The following is an 18,878-nucleotide window of genomic DNA, read 5'->3' as shown; positions in this document are numbered from 1 at the left end:
CCCGGGTCGATGCTACATTTCTTCGTCACAAATCCAACCCGCCTCTCATGTCCATGCCCCGTCACATCGCCCTTCCCCTGCGCACCCTGACCGCCGCCCTGGCACTGGGCCTGGCCGGCAACGCCGTCGCCGGTGTGTCGTACCGGTTGGACCGGCCATCCGCCGCGCCCGGCGACACCGTCACCATCGAAGCGGTGTATTTCAACGAAGGCAACGCACGCGCCACCTGGGAAGCGCCGCCCGAACTGGTGCTGCAATGGCGCAGCCAGGACGGCCAGATCGTGCGCAGCCTGGCCAAGCTGCAAGGCGGCAAGGCCAACTACAGCGTGCCGGTCAACAATTTCGCCCGCATGTCCTGGAGCGCGGTCGTGCCCGCCACCGCCCGCGGCCTGCAGGCCATTGCCATCGAAGGCCAGCCGGCGATGATGGCGCTGGACGCCACCGGCCGCGACAGCGGCACCCTCGCCAGCACGCCCGCGCCCGGCCCCGTGGTCGATGCCCGCACCGGCCAGCCCGTGCCGCCGGCCGTGGTGGCCGCGGCCGGCGCATCGCCCGAAGGCGGTCCGGCGCCAGACACCGTGGCCGTTTCGACCTACCAGCAATCGGCGTTCGATCATTTCCGCAGCGCGATTTCGGAATACAAGCCGGTGTACTTCGACATCGGCACCCGCGGCCAGACCACCGCGCGTTTCCAGATCAGCGCCAAGTACCGGTTGTTCAGCCCGTCCGGCAACCGCCCGGCCACCTGGGGCGAGAATTTCTACCTGGGCTATACCCAGACCTCGCTGTGGGATCTGCAGGGCGATTCCATGCCCTTCATCGACACCACCTTCAACCCCAGCCTGTTCTGGCTGTCGGACAACATGTGGCAGTCGGAGAACCAGGCCTGGCGCCTGGGGCTGAACACGGGCGTCGAACACAATTCCAACGGCAAGGCCGGCGAAGATTCGCGCTCGGTCAACAACGCCTACATCCAGCCGCAGTTCAACTACCGCTTCGATGGCGGCAGCACGCTGACGTTCGCCCCCAAGGTCAAGGCCTACTTCGGCGTGGCCAGCGAAAACTCGGACTACGCCGACTACGCCGGCCGGGTCGACTGGAACCTGCGCTGGGCACAGGACAACGGCGCCGTCGTGTCGGCCATGTACCGCCAGGGCGACCAGCGCCGCCGCACCACCCAGCTGGACTTCGCCTGGCCGCTGCAGCGCACCTGGCTGAACATGAACGGCTACCTGCACCTGCAGTACTTCAACGGCTACGGCGAAACGCTGCTGGGCTACAACCAGCGCAACGACTCGCAGTTCCGTATCGGCCTGTCGCTGGTGCCGTAGCGTTGGCGCTCAGGCCGCAGGGCCGTCAACGGCCCCAACGCAGCACCAGCGGGTCCAGCCGCCGCGCCACGTCCAGCAGCCCCTGCCGCACCTCCGGCCGCATCGCCGGAAATGGATGACGTGGCGCGTCGCAGTCGATGATGCCGCCCGCTTTCATCAACGCCTTGGCAGTCAGGATGCCGCCCTGGCGATTCTCGTAGTTGATCAGCGGCAGCCAGCGCTCGTACAAGCGGTAGGCCTCGTCGGCACGGCCGTCGCGGTGCGCCTGGATGATCGGGCGAATGCCGTCAGCAAAGCCGCCGCCCGTCATCGAGCCCGTCGCGCCCGCGTCCAGGTCGGGCAGCAGCGTGATGGCCTCTTCGCCATCCCACGGTCCTTCCACCGCCGCGCCGCCCAGCGCGATCAGGTCGCGCAGCTTGCTGGCCGCACCGGGGGTTTCGATCTTGAAGTACGACACCTGTTCGATCTCGCGCGCCATGCGCGCCAGTAGCGCAGCCGGCAACGGCGTGCCGCTGACCGGCGCATCCTGGATCATGATGGGAATGTCCAGCACGTCCGAGACCTGCTGGAAGAACCCCACCACCAGCTCTTCGGACACGCGGATCGTGGCGCCGTGATACGGCGGCATGATCATCACCATGGCCGCGCCCAGGTCCTGCGCGCGGCGGCTGCGGGCCGCGCAGACGCGGGTGCCGTAATGCGTGGTCGTCACGATGACCGGCACGCGGCCGGACACGTGTTCCAGCAGCGTACCCGTAAGCGTCTCGCGTTCGTCGTCCGACAGCGAGAACTGCTCGGAAAAGTTGGCCAGGATGCACAGGCCGTCCACGCCCGAGTCGATCATGAAATCCACCGCGCGCTTCTGGCCGGGCAGGTCCAGTTCGCCGGATTCGGTGAAGATGGTGGGCACCACCGGGAAGATGCCGCGATAGCGTGGCGCCCGGCCTGGCGTGGCGGATGTCGATGCCGCCGTCGTTGTCGTCGTCATGGCGCTTACTCGATGATGTTGAAGTCTTTCAGGTGTTCGGTCTTGAGCGTCAGGCCCAGGCCTGGCTTGTTGTCATCCAGGTCGATGTAGCCTTCGCGGGCCACCGGTTCGCCATCGAAGAGGTAGTAGAACAATTCATTGCCCACTTCCACATCGAACATGGGGAAGTATTCGCTCATGGGCGAGGCCAGCGTGCTCATCGTCAGGTGATAGTTGTGCATCTGGCCGGCGTGCGGAATCACCGGCACGCTGCAGGCCTCGCACAGTGCATTGATCTTGTGCGCCGCGGTGATGCCGCCGACCCGGTTGGTGTCGTACTGCACCACCGACACGGCCTTGCGGTCCAGCAGCTGCTTGAAGCCGTACAACGAAAATTCGTGTTCGCCGCCCGAGATGGGAATGGACGTCAGCTGATTCAGTTCGGCGTAACCGTCGATGTCATCGGCAATCACCGGCTCTTCCAGCCAGCGCGGTTCGAACTTTTCCAGCTTGGGCAGCATGCGCTTGGCGTATTCGAGGTTCCAGCCCATATAGCATTCCAGCATCAGGTCGGTGTCGTAGCCGATCACCTCGCGCACCGCCTCGACCGATTTCAGGTTTTCGGACACGCCGCGCTGCAAGTGCGCCGGGCCGTAGCCAAAGCGCATCTTGAAGGCCTTGAAGCCTTGGTCCAGGTAGGTCTGCGCCTCTTCCTGCATCGCCTTCAGGTCGCCGCGGTACAGCTTGGAGTAGTAGACCGGAATCTTCTCTTTGGTGCGTCCGCCCAGCAGCTTGAAGACCGGTTTGTTCACCGACTTGCCCAGAATGTCCCAGATGGCCAGGTCCACGCCCGAGATCGCCGCCATCGTCACGCCCTTGCGGCCCCAGGCGTGGGTGGCGCGGTACATGCGCTGCCACAGGTATTCGTAGTCCCAGGGATCGTGGCCCACCACCAGCGGCGCCAGGTACTGGTCGATGATGGCCTTGGCAATGCGCGGCGCCAGCGCCACGTTGCCCAGCCCGACGATGCCGTCATCGGTCTCGACTTCGACCACCGTCCAGCCATGAAAGCGGAAGGTGCTCATGGTTTCCTGCGGCGAATACAGCAGGTCCATCGCGTTGGAGCAGAAGTTGCCTTGCGGCGGCACGGTCTTGCCGGTCCATTCGTAAACGCGCGCACGGACGGATTTGATCTTCATGGGAGGTTCCTGCGTAAAGGGTCGAACGAGTCGGAAAACGAAAAAAGCGGGAAGGCGGCCGGCAGCTTCAGGCCGCGGCGGTGCGCGTGGCACGATGAGACAAGCCCATGCGGCAGGCGATGCGAAACGCCTGCCAGGTGGCTTCGACATTGGCGCGCCCCTGGCCCGCGATGTCGTAGGCCGTGCCGTGGGCCGGCGTGGTGATCGGAATGGGCAACCCGCCCTGCACCGTCACCCCGCGCGAAAAGCCCAGTAGCTTGATCGCGATCTGGCCCTGGTCGTGGTACATCGTGACAATGGCCTGGAACTCACCGGCCTGCGCCTTCAGGAAGATCGTGTCCGCCGGAAACGGCCCCTGCACCGGCAGCCCTTCCTGGTTCAGCTGGCGCACGGCCGGCGCAATGATGTCCACCTCTTCGCGCCCGCACGTGCCGCCGTCGCCGCCATGCGGATTGAAGGCCGCCACCGCCACGCGCGGCTCGGCCACGCCATTGGCCCGCAACGACTGGTAGATCAACCGGGTCGCGGCCTTGATGCCGTCGATGCTCAGGGCCGCTGCCGCATCCTTCAGGGGAATGTGCGACGACACGCGCGACGTCCACAGATCGCCCAGCGTATTGAATTCGCAGAAGTAGCCCGTCACGCCCAGATACTGCGCAAAGTGGTGCAGCTCGTCGTCGTGGCGCAGGCCGCCCTGCTTCATCGCGAACTTGTTCAGCGGCGCAAAGCAGATGGCGTCGATGTGGCCATCACGCGCCGCGTCCATGCAGGCGTTCAGCACGCGCAGCACCGACGCGCCGCCGGCCGCCTGGGCCTGCCCGACCGTCACGTCCTGCTGGCGCACCGTGTCCATCGCCAGCCAGGCGGGCGCGGCGGTGTCCGGCCGCGCCCGCACCGCCTCGATGCTGTCCACCGCCTGCGTGGCCACCTGCACGCCGGCCACCCGCTGGCCTTCACGCCACAGCCATTCGTCGCCCACCAACACGATGTTGGCCTGCTGCGTCGCGTCGGGCCTCGCCAACAGGCGCGCGATCAGCTCGGGGCCGATGCCGGCGGGGTCGCCCAGCGTCAGGGCAATGACGGGTTTGATATTGGGATTCATGCTGGGGCTCATTCCACGGAGATATGGTTCTTCTTGATGATGCCGGCGTAGCGCTGGTTCTCGGCCTGGTGGAACTGCGCGAACTGAGCCTGGCTCATCGGGTTGATATCGGCGCCGATCGCCTGCAGGCGGGCCTGCGTGTCGGGCAACGCCAGGATGCTGTTGACGGCGTCGTGCACCCGCTGCTGCACGGCGGCCGGCGTCGCGCTGGGCATGTAGATGCCGTACCAGGCGCTCATTTCGACGCCTGGCACACCCGCCTCGGCCATCGTCGGCACGTCCGGCAACTGCGGATTGCGCCTGGCGCTCAGCACCGCCAGCGCGCGCACCTTGCCGCTCTTGACGTGCGGAATCACCGACGACGCCGTTTCGAACGCAATCTGCACCTGCCCGCCCATCAGGTCCACCATGGCCGGGCCGCTGCCGCGATACGGAATGTGCGTCATCTGCACACCCGTCGCGTCCTTGAACAGTTCCGCGGCGATGTGCTGCGTGCTGCCCGAACCGCTACTGGCGAAGTTGTATTCGCCCGGCTTGCGCTTGAGCAGCGCGATCAGTTCCTCTACCGACTGCGCCGGCACCGCGTTGTTCACCACCAGGATGTTGGGCACCGCGCCCACGAACACCACCGGCGTCAGGTCGCGGTCGTTGTCGTAGCCGAGCTTGAGCAGATGCGGCGCAATCGCGTGCGCCGTCGACACGCCCATCACCATCGTGTGGCTGTCGGCCGACTTGGCGGCCAGGTCCGCCGCCAGCGTGTTGGACGCGCCTGGCTTGTTCTCGACCACCACCGTCTGCTTGAGCATCGGCCCCAGCTTGTCCGCCACTGCACGGGCCATTGCATCGGTGCCGCCCCCGGGCGCCGAGCCCACCAGCAGGCGCAGGGGCCGCGTCGGCCAGTCGGCGTTCTGGGCGTACGTGGGCATTGCGGCGGACAGGCACAAGGCACCGGCCGCCAGGGCGGCGCATAGCCGAATCTTCATGGTTGTCTCCTTGGGGGTTTATCGCCCGTGACGGGCTTTGTTATGCGTGCATCTTAGAAACAAGCGCTGTTTCCGTAAAATGAAACTTTTGCACCAACCGTTCACCCCAGGCGATCAATCATGGAACGCGTTCCCAACGTCCCCGCCCTGCTGGCCCGCTTGCGCATGCGCCAGATCGTGCTGCTCCTGGCCATTGAAGAACGCGGCACCTTGCGCGCCGCCGCCGCCCAGCTCAACATGACCCAGTCCGCCGCCAGCAAGATGCTGCACGAACTGGAACTGGCTATCGGCCAGCCGCTGTTCGAACGCGTCGGCCGAGGGCTGGCCCTGACGGCCGCCGGTGATTGCGTGATGGGTTACTTTCGCGGCATGCGCGGCACGGTGTCGTCCCTGGCTCGCGAGCTGGAAGAATTGCGCCTGGGCAGCGCCGGCAAGCTGTTCATCGGCAGCATCATGGCCGCCTCGCCCGGCCACCTGACCGACGCCCTGCTGCGCCTGAAACAGACCTACCCCCTGCTGGCCGTGGAGATATCCACCGGCACCAGCGACCTGCTGATCCAGCGCCTGAGCGAAGGCAAACTGGATGTCGTCATCGGGCGGATGCTGACGCTGTCAGACCGCCACTACGTCTTTCGCCCCATTGGCGACGAAGCCCTGTGCGTCATCGCCGCCACCGGCCACCCGCTGGCCCGACGCAAACGCGTCACCTTCGACGCCCTGCAGGCCTATCCCTGGATTCTGCAACCGCACGGCAGCCCCATGCGCGACGTGATGGAACAGGAATTCCGCAGCCACAACGCCCCCCTGCCCAAAGGCCTGATCGAGTCCGCCTCGATCCTGACCACCACCAACCTGGCCATCAAATCCGACATGCTGGGCGTCATCCCCGAATCGGTCGCCAGCCGCTATGCACGCCATGGCCTGCTGGCGATCATTGCGTATCAGATTCAGCAGTCGCTGACGGCGTTCGGCAGCATTGTTCCCAAGGATCGGCCATTGAGTACGGCAGCCAGGCACTTCGTGGAATTGCTGCACGGGGCGGCGTAGAAGGAAAGTTGCGTCTAGGCGCCCTGGGCGTCTGGCGCTTGCGCTGGCGTCAACAGGGCCTCGATCGGTGCGCAGTCATTGATACGGAACACCACTTCCAGCTCATGCCGGTGATCCCCCTGCCACCGCAACGCGGCGTCTCGCAGCAACTGCAGATAAGTCTGCAGGTCTTCCCGGCGAATGTTCGGCAGCCGCTGATGGACCAGCACGATCTTGGGGCACGGGACCCAATCCAGGTCCTTGAGACCGGCCGCAAGCATGTCCCAATTGCATCGAAAGTATTTTGGAAACCACAGCAGGAAGTACAGCGACTTCATCAAGTCTTTCGTGGCTTCTATTTTCGGATCGACCCGCACGCAAAACGCTTCCGCAGCGTCATAGGACGGCATCCGTTCGACAAACCTGAATGGCAGCATATTGGATTCCTGTAGTTGAGAGGCCTTGGCGCTACCTGCCTATAGTGCCGCACCTGGCACCGTATCGCGCCGCCTCACAGGAAAATCGGACCAATCCTGCAACCTGGGGGTCTTGAGCTGTCTTCAGGGGAGCTATCTGGGGAAAGCCACCGTAACCAGAGGGCTACCTTGAATCGAATGACGATTCCATACTGGCAGGCGTCTATGAACGGCATCGTCCCGCAGCACCTAGCGCTTGTCTCGATGCAGGCACACCAACTCTGCACCCCAGGAAGGCTCGATGCAAAACAATCGCAATGTTCCCGCGATCACCTCGGCCCTGGATTTCTCTATGGCGTTGTCATCCACTCGCAGCGTTCCATCTGACAGCTGATATAGCCAGCGCAGTCTTGCAATGATGGCGCTGTCTGACATTCTGTCGATTTTCGAGTCCAGGACCCGGGAGACAACGTTCTGTCCGATGAAGTCGGTCATGCGAAATGACTGGACCCGCCCCAGCGTGACGCGCTCGATCTCATTGCCGCTGAACTCAAACTTCAGGATCAGCGTTTCGGTGGGCTTTATGTGTTCAACGGCAAGAAGCTCTGCGTCGTGGAATGGCAATTTCTTCATCATCTTTCCAATCAGCTAGTTTCCAGCCGCCCGCCCAAGTCGCTTTTTTCAATATCTTGCATCGTGCAGGCCAGTCATCTCTTAAAAACCAGGTGGCTTGTTTGGAATCATTCTCTGTTGCCCTTGCAAGCCAGGACGTTATCTCATCAATGTCTTCAAGCGACCACGTGTCGTCAAATTGACTGAGGCGCAGCATCACGCCTTCGAACTGACTATCAGCGTCGCGGCCCTCCAGTAGTTCGGCAGCCTCATTGGACACGCATTGGCTGAAGTCTTTACCCGCTTGCCGGTACTGGTCAAGATGAAACGACTTCGCAGCCGAGGCCACCGAAAGAAAGGCAAGTGAAATAAGGTGTCAGACTACGTTTTTAACGCGACCTCTTCAGGCCGAAAACGTAGTCTGACACATTATCTTCACCTTATCTTATTCATTCTCTCGGAAAGCTTATAAATTCATAAAAATCCGCCTTCCACACATCCAATTCATATAAATTTCCATAATTGTCGATATTTAAAACGACTGAAACCGCAATACCATCCTCATCGAGAAAATCTTTTCGCGCCACTTCGCGACCTATGGAACGGTCGCTATCCAATGAGCAGAAGAGCAAACTCCCCATACCCCCATCACTCATCTCCTCCACATTCGCCTGATTGAGCTGTGGCAACAGAAATTTATACTCGGCGCAACATTCAATCATTTTCTTAATGAATTCCAATTCAATTAAAGTCAGCTTTCTCATTTCGGAGCCTTCGGTGGCGTTATTCTCCTACATTTATCGTACCATCCGGAAGTTTAAACGCGCTGTAACCCAGCTTCACCCCATCGACAACAACCGATCCAGTATATTGCCCTTCTCGAATGCCAGCGCCAACCTTAGATAGATCTGCTTGAATAGCTCGGCTAACGGCATCTCGTTGAAAACCTGCAGCTTCAACATGACGAAATGTGTGGCTGACCTGATTCTCAACCCTGCCAAATTGAATGACTAGGTCACCAATCGCACCGCCAGCGCCGGGTAGTCTCCCAAGTATGCGTACATTCGCCCCCCCCCCCACCGACCAATGAAGAAGGAGAGATTGCCCCACTTTGTACAACTGCAGCGGTCTCTGCGGATATAACTCCAACCGTTACCGCATCGGCAGGATTTACCAATGCCCATGCCAGCAATGTCGGCGGCAATCCACTTAAAGCGACAACTGCCGCCACCCCGCTCGCACTCAAGGTCACATTTGACATCAAGTTGAGCGCTTGAGCGTTCTTGGTAGCAGCATCCACGACCTTGGCCTTGTCCGGGAGCTTCAACCCATTTTTAGCGTAGAAAAACGTAGTCTGACACCTTATCTTCTTCTGGGCATACCAAACTGAATTTGGTGATGTCGCAATATAGCCAATTTCGTGAACGATCCTATCTGCCGACCACCTCTGGCCGAAAACGTAGTCTGACAACTTATTCTCATGATCATTATCGACAGTCCGTGCCAGGGTAACTCATGACAATCAAATACCTAGCATATCCGTAGTTGCCTGGCGGAACGATGTCATACTGCTCTCGGCCTCGGCAATACGTAATTTTCCCGTCCTTTTTTATTCTTACCGCACCCAAGCTTTCCATTAATTCTGAATTGCCATCCTCCGCCGCCTTACTCCAACGTGACGATGAAAATTCCAACATTATTAACGCAGCCCCTGACTTCATTATCTTCTTTTCAGATAAAGAATTTCCATTAATTTTTTCTACTGGAGAAATCAATGCAACCATGCTTGAATAAACTGACGACACATCTTTTGGCGCTTGATACACGACATAAGCCACTAAAAAAAACCAAAATAAAGAAAATAACAAAACAAATTTCCTATTTAGTTTCATAGTCCGAATGCTCGCCACTTAATAAAAGGGACAGCAATTCCAGCACCAACCCCATACCCCACCCCACCATTAAAACCAGGCGTACCCCCCCCCACTCAAACGCCGTTAATCCACCAATAGCGTGATTAACCCCCACGCAAAGCACTAAACAATAAGACCCCTGTACATTAGCCCCTGCAAGATAGGTGTTGATTATATTTGCGCCCACTGTTAGAAGCCCGATCCAAGATCGAACCAAACACAACACTGCCACCGCCTGTTGAAATCGGAACAGAACTCGAACCAGAAATATAAATCTGACCGTCATATAGATTTACTGAAAGCGCCACGCCTTTCCCAATCATCGCGAATTGCGTAGACACGTAATCCGGCCGACTATATTCATTTCCTGGACGACCGTAGCTAACCCCTGCCTGGCAGTCTCCCATTCCAATCGAGCATGGCTGCGCCTTGTAGTCACCAACAAATTCACCTCGCCAAGCCGGCTTCCCGTAAGGAGAAGACAGACCTGACAGTGCTTTGACTGAATCTGCAAAACTGGCATACCCGGAATACGTGAAATCGCCCAATGCCTGCCTCGACTTAACCCAAGCATGCTCTTGCGGATGGCTCGCAATCTCAGATTCACTGACGAAATTTTGATTGTAAAGGGGGCTACCTTCCGGGAACTCGGCCCAGCATTTAACCTCATAGCAGGCGGCTCTCGTCAAACGTTCTTGTTTGGCAGCATCCCCATTGGCCTCAATTTTTATTCGCTCCAATTCCGAGACGTGGAGTTGCCGATTGTATTTATCGGCTGCAGCGGCTGCCCCCGCACCACTCATCCCGCCCACAGCCCCACCCGCCGCGCTAGCAAAAACATTTGTGATGACTTTCACAACTTGATCACGTACCTCAGCTGGAAGCCCGCTTGTTGCTTGAGCAATTTGGTCCTTTACCAAATGCCCAGCCAAATCTCCAGCAATAGTGCCGGCTATTGCCCCGCCTACATCTCCTGCGCCAAGTGCGGCACCAACACCGGCGACTGCGGCATGCAAGGCAATTGCGCCGACCTTACCCTCTCCCCAGATGGACGGGTTCTTGTCAGCAAGATCCTTCAGCACATCCCCCGCAATCTGCATCCCCAACTGACCAAACGCCTGCTGGAACTCGATCTGCTCGCGGACTTTGTCCTTATCGAAGATCTTGCCGATGCTGCCGTTAGCGCCAGCCGTATCGCGGCTCAGCCCCGCTGTGCTATCCCGCCCCGTGCCCTTGTCCGACCGCACTTCAATCGTGCCCGCCGACACTGCCGCGCGCGTCGTACCGGATTCACTGCCACTGGTGCTGGCAAAGCTCAACCCCGACGGCCCGCCCCCTAACGCATCACCCTTGTTGGGTTTATCGAGCGCGCCAGACATACCCAGGCTCAGACCCACCATGGTCGACTTATAGTCAGCCTTGTTATGCAGGTTGCTGAACCCCAGCGTCTCCGTGGATAGCCAGTTCTTGGTCGCCTCGGCGTCGCTGGCAATGACCGCGCCCGTCAGCTGCGTATGCTTGCCGACATAAACGTCATAGCCACCCTTGCCTGCGTACAACCCCGTCTGTTCCACCACACTGCCGTAGTTCGACTTGGTCTTGCCCAGACTAGCCCCGATATAGGCGTTACCCGTCATCGAACCGAAGCTGAAGCTGGCGCCCGCGTTGGCTTGCTTCTGCTTGGCGTCGTAGCGATCCGAGTCTTGCTGGCTGGCCAATATCAGGTCGCGGCCGATGTCCGCACGGATGCTGTCCGCGCGCGCCTGGGCGCCTTCCAGAATGGTGTCGCGGCCCGAGATCAAGGTCAGGTTGTCGCGTGCGCTGACCTGGGTTTCGCGGTAAGTCGTGCCGTTGCCCTTGGCGTTGCCGCTGCCGACGTAGCCGCTGGCAAAGATATTGATGCCACCGCCACTACCGCTGTCGGAAACACCGATCCCCACGCCGAGCTTCCAGCCGCTGTTCTTGTTGGTGGAAACTTCCGTGGACGTCAGCGTCTGGCTTTGCAGCATCAGGTCGTTAGGGCCGCCCGCAGCACAGAGTCTGACACCCTATTTAATTTCACCATCCGCCTTGATAAATTGCTTCGGTTTCGTTTCAAGTATTTTGGCAATCTCCAACCTTGATTCAGGATGCCTTGAGGTATATATTTCACAAGCCCCCCTCACGAACCCTGAACAAGTCTTCTCATCAACATAAATAGTGATTTCATCCGGAGGAATGCCATATGCAAATTCAATTCCTTCAAAATGATCTTCCTGGAAAAAGCTATTCAAGTCAGGGAATCTACAATAAGCACCATCAGTGCTATACCCCCATCGGTGGCAAATATTTTTCACAGCATCAATGAAATTCCCATCTGCATACATAATGTCAAAATAGGCCTTTAAAACCCATAGCCTATCTGACTGATCATAAGGTTGACCGAACAGTTCGCTCATCCCCCCCCCTATTTAGGATGAAAATTCCGAACAACACCACTCTTATCTAAATAAACTCTGAAAGTGACGCCGCCGTAAGTACTATCATAATTACTAATTCCTTTACCAATTGCCTCTTCATAGCCTGCGGCTGCAGCTCTTTGCCCAAGCCCCAATATTTCCATATCTGTAAACACGGCAGGATCGTAAATAAGGTGTCAGACTACGTTTTCAAAGCGAGCTCTTCAGGCCGAAAACGTAGTCTGACACCTTATTTATTTTTGAGATTTACCGCAAGCGCATGAGCACCGAATGCACTTTCCGTAGCTTGAAGTCCCATCAGTTCGGGTTTTCGTTCGAGGACAGTCAAAGCGCGGGTGCAGCACGTTTACAGATCCTGCTGTTGATCCACGCGCTGGCAACATTTCTGCTGTGGCGGGTGGGTCAGTTGGCCGAGCGCGAGAAACTGAGGCCAGCCTATGAATCCAATAATCGTAAAGACCGGCCGACCATCTCGTTGCTTACGCTAGGGGCGATGATTTATGCCGAGCGGGCACTGACTTTGACTGAGGAGTCGGTGCTTGGTCTTTTGCAAAGAACGCTAAAACCCTTTGAACCCATGGGAGGATTGTGATGAATTCGTGTGGAAACCTCAGAGTTTGACACCTTATTTTTCTTATTTCTTTTCGGGAACATCGATATAAAATGCTCTCGCACAGATCTCCCAAAGGGCCCATCCCGAAGCGGGAGGATTATCAAGCACCCCCTCCAGAAGATATTCTCTAAAAAAAGAGCTTACTTCTGGGCGATTGCCGAACTCCTGCGTAACCCTTCTCTCAGGAAATAGCCGCCCACTCGGAGCATACTGATCAAAAGATCGCCTGAAAAAAACAACTCTCTCAAACACTAGCCAAAATCCTCCGACATATTCATGCATCGCATACAAGCTATCTGCCATACTTGTATATTGCACCCATTCCCCTGAGTGTTTTCGCGCCCTTAAAAGACCACCCTTCAATTCCCACTCGACATACTCGACCATTCTAGATGGATCATAAATATAATGCCGAGGAAATAATTCAACCCCCCTACCTTTTTTTCCTTCAATAAATTCGAAAAAATTCCCCTCGCCCTTTTTTCTTGAAATATGTCCATCCGGCAAGGCCGCCCCACCCTTTACAAAAACTCGCAACTCATCGCCGTTTTGTATGAATTCTCCGTACGTACAGTCAAATTTATTAATTGCGTCAAAATCTATGTCCACTATCATCGTATTTTTTCCAGAACAATAGTTCTCATACTATCAAGATTTGTAATGACGCTCCCATCAGTACGAAGAAAGGTATACCCCGAAAACCTTGAGTCAAGGGGGGAATTTTGAACAATTCTCAACCCTAACCTCTCCAAATCAGATGTACTTGGCAGTTTGCCATAGGGATTGGCCGAATTCGCGTTAATAACTATCTTCCCTCCAGGCTCCACTACACGGGTGGCTTCTGGCAAGAAGTCCATCATCGAATTGGTTCCACCAGCGTTTTTAGGTATAAATGGATTGCTCGCGACAATCTCCCCCAATGAACTATCAGCGAAAGGCAATTGCCTAGCGTCGGCACGAATACCTGTTTGAATATCCGCCCGGATATCCACATTTATGGCACCCGGTGTCTGGGCATTTTTTCCACCAAATAGTTCTATGGTCGGCTTACCAGCACCTCCTCTCTTGGCAGCCATGGCAACTTCGGCCACAGTTGGTCTCAATAGCCCACGCACCGTAGAAACTATCCCACTCAGCGCCCCTCCACCGCTGTCAATCGCTAGTCCCTCAGCAACGCCAGCCGCGACGGTGTAATGCCACGTCCCGTCACGAGGATCGGGCGCCGCTTGAATCATAGGAGAATCTGCCGGTACAGCAAACGGTCTCCCGCGCTTGTCGAAAAACACCACATTGCCGCTAGCTGTGGCCAACTGAACCGCTATGCGACAAAGAGAAGAGGCGCTATCTACGCAAGCGCTAGCCAGTTCTTTGTCACGTCGCTCTGACATGCCGCTCAGTGCTCGTGCTCGATCACAACTATCCGGATTCCCAGGACCACAAGAAGCGATTGCCGCATCGAATTGACGCTGCTCGGACGCCCTGAAGTTTTCGGCTTTTTGCCCGAGATAATTGTTCTCGGTCTCGATCTGGGCGGCCAAGGTCGCGACAGCACTATCTCCTCCCAGCGATGCGGTAAGGCCAGCAACAAGGCTGGCGACCAGATTGACTCGTGCTTCTTTCTGCTCGGCCGTCAGCTCCTTGCCAACTTGACCCGAAAGACCCTGGATGAGGTTGTTGAGCACGACACTCGCCGCAGCCCCCGCCGCTGCAACACCACAACTACTTCCTTGACCAATGGCGCCAGCACAACCCACAAGCCCTTGCAATGCCGTCCGAGCAGCCTCGCTGTCCAAAGCATCCGCAATCTGCTTCACTTTGCCGGCACCCAACGCCTGCAGATAGTTCGCCGTAGCGGACTGCAAGAATTGACCAGCACCTCCCGTGACGTTGCCCCCTGCGGCGGCTGAAAGGGCAGTCAACCCAAGACGATACGCCCCGTCGGGCCCCCATTTGGCTGCTTCCTTATACCGGGCTTGGAGATCGTTCTTGAGCGCAGGGTCCGCCTCAGCATCCATTGCTTTCTGCAGCGCATCCGCCTCCTTCGCCCGATTCGTCAGGAACTGCCCCATCTGCCGGCTGGCCTCTGACGCGATCTCGAAGCCCGCCTCAATCTTCTCCTTGTCAAAGATCGGCTTGAGCGCATTCAACGTATCGGACGTGTCGCGGTTCAAGCTCGCAATGGTCTCGGCTGCGGTCTTGCCTGTCAGCGCCTGTTGGGCAGCCTCGTCACGAATGACGATCGTGCAGCCACTGATGGCGCTTTGTGTCGTGGAGCTATCCTTGCCACTGGCAGCGACCACCACCGGCAGGTTGGCCGAGAACCCGCCGCTTGAAGGCAGGGACGTGCTCGCTTCCTTGGACGCGCCGCCCGCCACCTGGTTGTTCTTGGTGGTGCCTAGAGCCCCCGGGCCGTCCTTGCCCGCCCCACCACCAAAGCCGAATCCACCGCCCACCGAAATTTGATTGGCGTTATAGCTGGCGGTGTTCTTGATATCTTGCGTGACCAGCGTGCCGGTGCTGAGCTTGTTCAGACCTTCGGCTACGGCTTTGTCGCTGCTGGCAATGACGCTGCCGATCAGCGTCGTGTTGTTCTTGACGTCAATCAGGAAGCCGCCATCGCCTGACCATAGCCCCGTCTGATCAGTAACCGTCTGAAAGTTACTGTTCATCTTGCCCGTGCCGAAGTTGGCACTGACGCTGCTCGCCCCGGCGCAGAACGGCGGAATACACAGGACCAGGCCCACGCCCGCGCTTGATTGCTTCGATTTATAGGTGCTTGTGTCCTGCAAGCTTTCCAGCAACAAATTGCCCCCGACAGAGGCAATGATCTGATCCGCCTTGCCGACAGCGCCTTTGAGCGTGGTATCACCGCCCGATTGCAAGGCGAGGACGTTACCGGCGATCACCTGACTGTTTGTCCACGTCAGGTCCTTGCCATCGGCACTGCCTCGCGATGCCGAAGCGCCCAGTTCAAGCGTGAAGCCGTTGGACTGGCCGGTGCTAAAGCCAATACCAACGTTAAAGCCACTGCTCTTGCTATCGGTCTTCTGCTCGAAGGTATTCTTGGCTGCCTGCAGCAAGATGTCGCCATCTGCTTTAAGCACCGCGTTATTGCCAGCCGACAGATTGGAACCAATCACCGTAATGTCCGACGCGCTTCCCGCGCCCTTGGCGACAATAACCAGGTCCTTTCCGGCCGCGACATTCGAGCCCACCGAGACCGAAGAATTGCGATCAGTCGTGCTGGTGCTCTTGCTGCTGCCGTAACTGATCTTGATGCTCGCGCCGCCCAACTTGGACGGATCGCTCTTCACAGCGTCGTAGGCATTACTGGCTGCAAGCCCGGTGGTGACACCGGCCAGCCCCATCATGACCGGGTTATCCACCTTGCCGGCCGCTTCGGCCATACGCCCGCCCGTTTGCATGGCATTGACGACTGGGTTGCTTGCGGTCAACGTGAAACCCGATTGCTTGACCTCATGCACCTCGCGCTGACGCATGGTGTCGGCCCCACCCACGATACTGACGTCGCGGCCCATCATCGTAATATCGCCCTGACGCGCGATAACATCGCTACCCAGGACATTGAGCGATGCGCCGGCATTGATCAATACGTCGCCCGTAACGCTGCCTACCGTGCTGCCGGTGTTCAGGCCGCGCTTGGTGTCCGTCCAATCCGTGGTCTGACGGGAACCGTAGCTAAGGCCCCCTAGCCCTCCGAGTCCAGACTTCTTGATCTTCTCGTACTGGTACTCGTCGGACTTATTCTGCATCGCCACGATGTTGACGTTGCGGTCGGCCGACATGATCAGAGAATCCTGTGCAGCAGCATTGGAGCCGACAACGTTTAGGTCCCGCCCAGCCATCAAGATCGCAGTGTCGCCCGTGAAAGTCGACGAAACCGCTTGAGTCCAACTCGTCTCACTGATGCGATGCGTGGTCTTGCTCGACAGGAACCCTTTGGTCTTGTAGTAGATCTCGTTGTAGGTGTACCCGCTGGAATCGCCCGCGACTATGTTGATGTCGCGCCCGGCCCCCACGGCCAGTTGCTTGTCCGACGCCACTTGTGCGGCGATGGCGTTGACATCCTGCGTGACGATCAGCGTGAGGTTGCCACCTGCGGCAATCTGCGTGCCAATATCCGTCGTAGTACGCATCTCCGCCCGGTTCTTCTTGCCGAAGTCGTGCGATTCCCCGTACCGCGTACCGGCGGCCGTCAGATTGATATCGTTTCCGGCACGAATGGTCGCGTCGTCTTTCGCGGCGATAGCAGCGGCCTGCGCATTGAAGTCGCGCCCCGCCTGGGCGTTCAAGGTGCCCGCATCGACGCGCGCCACGCCATCAACGATCGTGTTGCTGATACCCCCGCGCACGTTCGACTGGGTGCTGGACGTCAAATTGATGTCCCGGCCCGCAACCAACGTGACCGACTCGCCCTTGAGCAGACCCGCCAGGTTGTCGATGTCGTTGCGCGCGTTCAGATTGACGGTCTTGCCCTGCATGGCGCCGACGCTGTTGCGCACGTTCTGCGCGTCGACGACCAGCGCGTTGCGCGCGCCGATGGTGCCGCTGTTGTTCACATCCCCCGTGGTGCTGATCTGCGTGTCACGGCCCGCGATAAGGGAGCCGTCGCCGCGCAGGTCGCCGGGCTTGACCGCCAGGTACACCTGCGGGGTCAGCACTTTTTGCTGGGTGCCGTCGGGCAGGGTGACGGTCTGCTCCACCAACCAGACGATGTCGCTGGTCAATTGGCGCATCTGGTCCTCAGAGAGCGCCGTGCCGACGGTCAGCCCGAACTTGCCGGCAAAGTCTGCTCCGGCCGTGAGCAAGGCCTTGTATTGGGTTTCGTTGTCGGTGTAGTCGCCAACGAAACGCTGGCCGCTGGCGAGCATGACCTGCTCGGCCACCAGTTTCTGTTCATAGAAACCGTCGCCCAGGCGTTTCAAGATCGTGCCGGGGTCCTGATTGAGTTTCTGCAACAGGAAGTCGCTGGACACCACCGAACGCGAACCGATGAACTGGCTGTCGGTGGCGATCAGGTACGGCGCATTGGGCGCCTGCATGACGCGGTACAGCGCGCTGGTCGGGATGACGGGTGGCAGCACGACGACCGTGATGGCCTTGTTACCCGGCAGCGTGATGCGGGTCAGGCTGGCCGGCGGCAGCGCCTGGGTGACGGCGCTGGCGCCGGGCGTCTGGCCGGACGTCGGCACTGCCGTATTGCCCTGCGCGGCGCCCAGGCCGGTTTCGATGCGTTCGGCCAGGACGGTGGCGTTGTAGTCGGACCGGTTGTACTTGCGCGAGTCGTTTTTCTCGTAGGTGTAGGCCATGGTGCCTACCCGGTCGACGGTGCGCAGGCCTTCGGCGCCCACGTTGCTGAGCGTGCCGCCCTCGGTTTTGAGGGTTCCGCCAGCCAGGATGCGGCTCTTGTCGTTGACGATGTTGCCGGCCAGGCGTGCGTTGCCGCCCACGAGGATCTTGCCCGGATCACTTTGCGTGATGCGGGTTTCGCTTGTGATCTGCGTGACTTCGTAGAAGGTGAAGTCCTTGATCATGCGGTTGTTGCGGAAGTCGGCGTTGAAGTCCTTGATCTTGTCGTTCAACGTGTCGTAGAGCTGCAGGTCGCGTTCGTACGTGGCCTGTTGCTGGGCCAGGTCGGCAGGGCAGCGCCATCCGCACTCGTCCGGAGTTGGCGGTTTCTTGATGCCGGTGGGGCGCTCGACCCCGAAGACCGACCAGATCTTGGCATCGGGCTTGTACAGGAATTGGGGCGGATTGGTGTAGCAGTTGCCCGCATCGCCGCCGCTGCAGTCGTAGTGTTCGGCGATGTACGCCAGCCCGATCGGCGCGCTGACGCCGGCACGGCCTTGCTGGTCTTCCTGGATATTGCTGTAGTCAAAGGGCGGGCCGTACTGGCTTTCCGGATAGCGGGTCGACGGCAGCAGCAGGCGCCGCTCGTCGTATTGACCCATCCAGCTGGGGCCGCGACCGCAGATGGATTTGACGGTGTTGCAGAACCACATGCCTTCGCCATCGACGATCTCGGTCGTGCCGTCCAATCGATAGAACCACTTGGCTTCGCGGCTGACCTCGACCGTTTCACTGGCGAAGTGCAGGTTGCGGTTCTGGATGCTGGCCGCCGCGATGTCGGCGTTGCGTTCGGCTTCGATGGTGGCCGATTCATTGACCAGCGACTGCGCCTGGCCCGTTGCCTTGCCCGTTGCGTCCAGCGCCCCGCCCACGCGCAGGTCGCCCGC

At 58.9% G+C, this 18,878-nt stretch carries 17 protein-coding genes; 3 read left to right on the top strand and 14 right to left on the bottom strand.

What is annotated here, in order from left to right; genetic code table 11:
• Nucleotides 1-47: 47 nt before the first annotated feature.
• Nucleotides 48-1,331, top strand: coding sequence for a phospholipase A (locus tag AC3WMR_RS29125; RefSeq protein ID WP_492266582.1), 1,284 nt, complete (start codon nt 48-50; stop codon nt 1,329-1,331).
• Between the two features lie 25 nt (nt 1,332-1,356).
• Here AC3WMR_RS29125 and AC3WMR_RS29120 read toward each other — a convergent pair whose 3' ends face one another.
• The 4 genes from AC3WMR_RS29120 to AC3WMR_RS29105 form a co-directional block, all read right to left on the bottom strand.
• On the bottom strand, nt 1,357-2,319 hold the full coding sequence (locus AC3WMR_RS29120) for a dihydrodipicolinate synthase family protein (RefSeq protein WP_492266581.1): 963 nt from the start codon (nt 2,317-2,319) through the stop codon (nt 1,357-1,359).
• 5 nt (nt 2,320-2,324) lie between these two features.
• On the bottom strand, nt 2,325-3,497 hold the full coding sequence (locus tag AC3WMR_RS29115) for an L-rhamnonate dehydratase (protein ID WP_492266580.1): 1,173 nt from the start codon (nt 3,495-3,497) through the stop codon (nt 2,325-2,327).
• A 67-nt stretch (nt 3,498-3,564) separates the two neighbouring features.
• Nucleotides 3,565-4,599, bottom strand: a complete 1,035-nt coding sequence (locus AC3WMR_RS29110) for a 4-hydroxythreonine-4-phosphate dehydrogenase PdxA (RefSeq protein WP_492266579.1) — start codon at nt 4,597-4,599, stop codon at nt 3,565-3,567.
• An 8-nt stretch (nt 4,600-4,607) separates the two neighbouring features.
• Entirely contained in the window at nt 4,608-5,582 is a 975-nt protein-coding gene (locus tag AC3WMR_RS29105) for a Bug family tripartite tricarboxylate transporter substrate binding protein (RefSeq protein WP_492266578.1), read from the bottom strand.
• Between the two features lie 120 nt (nt 5,583-5,702).
• Here AC3WMR_RS29105 and AC3WMR_RS29100 point away from each other — a divergent pair, with 120 nt between their 5' ends.
• A complete protein-coding gene (locus AC3WMR_RS29100; protein WP_492266577.1) occupies nt 5,703-6,629 on the top strand; it encodes a LysR family transcriptional regulator in 927 nt (308 codons plus the stop codon).
• A gap of 14 nt (nt 6,630-6,643) precedes the next feature.
• Here the strand turns inward: AC3WMR_RS29100 and AC3WMR_RS29095 are convergent, their stop codons facing one another.
• The 8 genes from AC3WMR_RS29095 to AC3WMR_RS29060 all read right to left on the bottom strand — a co-directional run bounded on the left by AC3WMR_RS29095 (nt 6,644) and on the right by AC3WMR_RS29060 (nt 12,163).
• Nucleotides 6,644-7,045, bottom strand: coding sequence for a barstar family protein (locus AC3WMR_RS29095; RefSeq protein WP_492266576.1), 402 nt, complete (start codon nt 7,043-7,045; stop codon nt 6,644-6,646).
• 228 nt (nt 7,046-7,273) lie between these two features.
• A complete protein-coding gene (locus tag AC3WMR_RS29090) occupies nt 7,274-7,660 on the bottom strand; it encodes a hypothetical protein (RefSeq protein WP_492266575.1) in 387 nt (128 codons plus the stop codon).
• A complete protein-coding gene (locus tag AC3WMR_RS29085; protein ID WP_492266574.1) occupies nt 7,614-7,916 on the bottom strand; it encodes a hypothetical protein in 303 nt (100 codons plus the stop codon). Before AC3WMR_RS29085 ends, AC3WMR_RS29090 begins: the two co-directional genes overlap by 47 nt.
• A gap of 169 nt (nt 7,917-8,085) precedes the next feature.
• A complete protein-coding gene (locus AC3WMR_RS29080) occupies nt 8,086-8,400 on the bottom strand; it encodes a DUF6984 family protein (RefSeq protein WP_492266573.1) in 315 nt (104 codons plus the stop codon).
• Between the two features lie 723 nt (nt 8,401-9,123).
• Nucleotides 9,124-9,528, bottom strand: a complete 405-nt coding sequence (locus tag AC3WMR_RS29075; RefSeq protein WP_492266572.1) for a hypothetical protein — start codon at nt 9,526-9,528, stop codon at nt 9,124-9,126.
• A 167-nt stretch (nt 9,529-9,695) separates the two neighbouring features.
• Nucleotides 9,696-11,558 carry a hemagglutinin repeat-containing protein gene (locus AC3WMR_RS29070; protein WP_492266571.1) on the bottom strand — a complete coding sequence of 621 codons (1,863 nt, stop codon included), beginning with the start codon at nt 11,556-11,558 and terminating at the stop codon, nt 9,696-9,698.
• 39 nt (nt 11,559-11,597) lie between these two features.
• Nucleotides 11,598-11,987: a ribonuclease toxin immunity protein CdiI gene (cdiI, locus tag AC3WMR_RS29065; RefSeq protein ID WP_492266570.1), complete on the bottom strand. Its 390-nt coding sequence runs from the start codon at nt 11,985-11,987 to the stop codon at nt 11,598-11,600.
• Nucleotides 11,988-11,995: 8 nt separating this feature from the next.
• On the bottom strand, nt 11,996-12,163 hold the full coding sequence (locus tag AC3WMR_RS29060) for a hypothetical protein (RefSeq protein WP_492266569.1): 168 nt from the start codon (nt 12,161-12,163) through the stop codon (nt 11,996-11,998).
• A 104-nt stretch (nt 12,164-12,267) separates the two neighbouring features.
• Here AC3WMR_RS29060 and AC3WMR_RS29055 point away from each other — a divergent pair, with 104 nt between their 5' ends.
• Entirely contained in the window at nt 12,268-12,600 is a 333-nt protein-coding gene (locus AC3WMR_RS29055; RefSeq protein WP_492266568.1) for a hypothetical protein, read from the top strand.
• A 42-nt stretch (nt 12,601-12,642) separates the two neighbouring features.
• Here the strand turns inward: AC3WMR_RS29055 and AC3WMR_RS29050 are convergent, their stop codons facing one another.
• Together AC3WMR_RS29050 and AC3WMR_RS29045 are read right to left on the bottom strand one after the other, a co-directional pair.
• Entirely contained in the window at nt 12,643-13,236 is a 594-nt protein-coding gene (locus AC3WMR_RS29050; RefSeq protein WP_492266567.1) for a hypothetical protein, read from the bottom strand.
• The gene (locus AC3WMR_RS29045; protein WP_492266566.1) at nt 13,233-18,863 is read right to left on the bottom strand and encodes a hemagglutinin repeat-containing protein; all 5,631 of its coding nucleotides are present in this window, start codon (nt 18,861-18,863) and stop codon (nt 13,233-13,235) included. The genes AC3WMR_RS29050 and AC3WMR_RS29045 overlap by 4 nt, the downstream gene beginning before the upstream one ends.
• Nucleotides 18,864-18,878 lie beyond the last annotated feature (15 nt).

The organism is Achromobacter sp. FW305-C-28, from assembly GCF_058783235.1.
The sequence above is the reverse complement of the archived record's forward strand: the minus strand, read 5'-3'. Positions and strand labels throughout refer to the sequence as shown.